General features: G+C 38.9%; 1 protein-coding gene. It reads left to right on the forward strand.

Annotation, left to right across the window (positions count from 1 at the left end):
• Nucleotides 1–195 precede the first annotated feature (195 nt).
• Nucleotides 196–2,166 carry a phosphoenolpyruvate carboxykinase gene (locus DKM50_06165; protein PZM80042.1) on the forward strand — a complete coding sequence of 657 codons (1,971 nt, stop codon included), beginning with the start codon at nucleotides 196–198 and terminating at the stop codon, nucleotides 2,164–2,166.
• The last annotated feature ends 113 nt before the right edge of the window (nucleotides 2,167–2,279 follow it).

A 2,279-nucleotide genomic window follows, 5' to 3' on the forward strand; every position in this document is an offset into this window, starting at 1 on the left:
TTGTTACTTTTCACCTCTTAGGTGATTTTTGTTTTTTCGTCGAAACAATTGTAACAACTGGAGGTTCTTTTGTTTATAGGCTTTCTATTTAGGAATTGGGGGTAAATATTTAATGAAATTATTTCAAAAATAATCCGATAAATATGTTAATCAAGAGGTATTCTTTTGAAAAACAACACTGAAGGGATAAATATAATGCAGTTAAAAAGAAAAGTCATCGATATAGCTCAGAATGCCAGCACAAAGGGAATAACATATGACGTGGCACTTAATCTATTAAAAAGTAAAATGGATACAGATAATTATGCTAAATTGTTACGCCTTAATAATGAAGATGCAATAATCAAAATTGCGGCTGGAGCTATGCTTATGGATCCCCAAAATATATTTATCCATTCCGGCTCTGATGAAGATGCTAAAACGATTAAACAAGCAGCAATTTCACTGGCAGAAGAACTACCATTGGCTAATGATAGCCATACTTACCATTTTGACTTAAAAGATGAACAAGGAAGACTTCCCCAGCAGACTTTCACAATTTATGATGAAGGAGACCGCCTCAGTTCACTAAAAAAGAAGGTACCTAGAAAAGATGCTGCCGATTATGTAAACAACAATCTTGGAGGCATTCTTAAAGACAAGACTATGTTTGTAGGCGCTTATTGCAGAGGTCCGATAGGTGCTCCTAATGCAACTCCATCATTGATTGTAACACAATCAGCCTATGTAATTAATTCAGCCAGTATTCTCTATCGAAGTGCACTTGATTCATTCGACTCGCAGGTTAATAGATGCGGATATTTTATAACCAACTACCATGCTCAGGGTAACAATACTTCTGAAGAACTTAAGAAAGCACGTGTTTTTACTGATCACAAAAATCTTGAAACCTGGTCTATATTCACTACTTATGCTGGTAACTCCTTGCGATTAAAAAAAGGTAACCATGAAATAAATATAGGAAAAACAGTGAGAGAAAATACTCCCGAATTAGTCGAACATATGTTTATAACCGGAATGGAGATAAAAATGCCTGACGGTAACAACAAAACCGTATTTATTACCGGTGCCGCTCCCAGTGGCTGCGGTAAAACCACTACAGCTATGGCCGGCAAACATTTTATCGGGGATGATCTGGCTGAGATGTATATACATGAAGATGGGACTTTAAGAGCTATTAATCCTGAACAAGGTGTATTTGCAATTGTTAAGGATGTAAACCCTATCGATGATCCGATGGTTGACGCAGCTCTAAAAAAACCTGGAGTAATTTGGTCTAATATTCTTGTTACACCAGAAAACACTGTTCATTGGCTTGGAGATGGAAAACCTGTTCCTGCCGAAGGAATAAACTTTCAGGGGGAATGGCATCAGGGGATGGTTAACAACGAAGGCAAAGAAATTCCTATGTCTCATCCAAATGCCAGGGCAACATTCAGCGCCCGTGCACTTGAGAATTACAGTGAAAAATCGGAAGATCCCGAAGGAGTTCCAGTTGGCGTTATTACATATTCCGGACGTGATAGTGACACAAATCCTCCGATTCGTGTGGCGGCTAACTCTGATGAAGGAGTGGTTATCGGAGGTTCAATAGTTTCAGCAGCAACCGCTACCGAAGTCGGTGCAACAGGAATTAAACTGGAGCCTTTTGCTAATCGGCCATTTATGCCAGGATCTCTGGGAGATAATATTAAACATCAGCTTGAATTTGGCCGTAACGAGAGCATATCGAAAAAACCCGTCTATGCCGGAATTAACTATTTCTTAACTGAGGCAGCCCGTGGTGGAGATTCTAATAAATTGCTCGGGGAAAAACGTGATGTAAAAGTGTGGCTCAGCTGGCTGGCTTATTACTCTGAAGGCTTAGTTGCTTCTATAGATACCCCAATCGGCGGTGTTCCTAAATACGAAGATCTTAAACGGTTATTCTCTGAAATCCTGGATAAAGAATATACACAAGAACTTTATAATAAACAGTTCTCTATTTATGTTGAAAAACTGATAGCACGTATTGATAAAGTAACAGACGACTACAATGCAGACGATTCTGAAATTCCAGCTCGCTTCTTTGAGGTCCTCGAGCAACAAAAATCCGAATTACTTCAGATGAAAGCACAATATGGAGAAATAGTCACACCTGCTATTTTAGAATCTATACAGAAATAAAGTCCATTTATAAATCGAGTAGGAGGTAGGTGATTAATTCACCTACCGACCTCTCACACCACCGTACGTACGGTTCCGTATACGGCGGTTCAACAAGAATTAATGTACTTCTG

Source organism: Candidatus Margulisiibacteriota bacterium (assembly GCA_003242895.1).
Taxonomy (GTDB): Bacteria; Margulisbacteria; Riflemargulisbacteria; order GWF2-39-127; family GWF2-39-127; genus GWF2-39-127.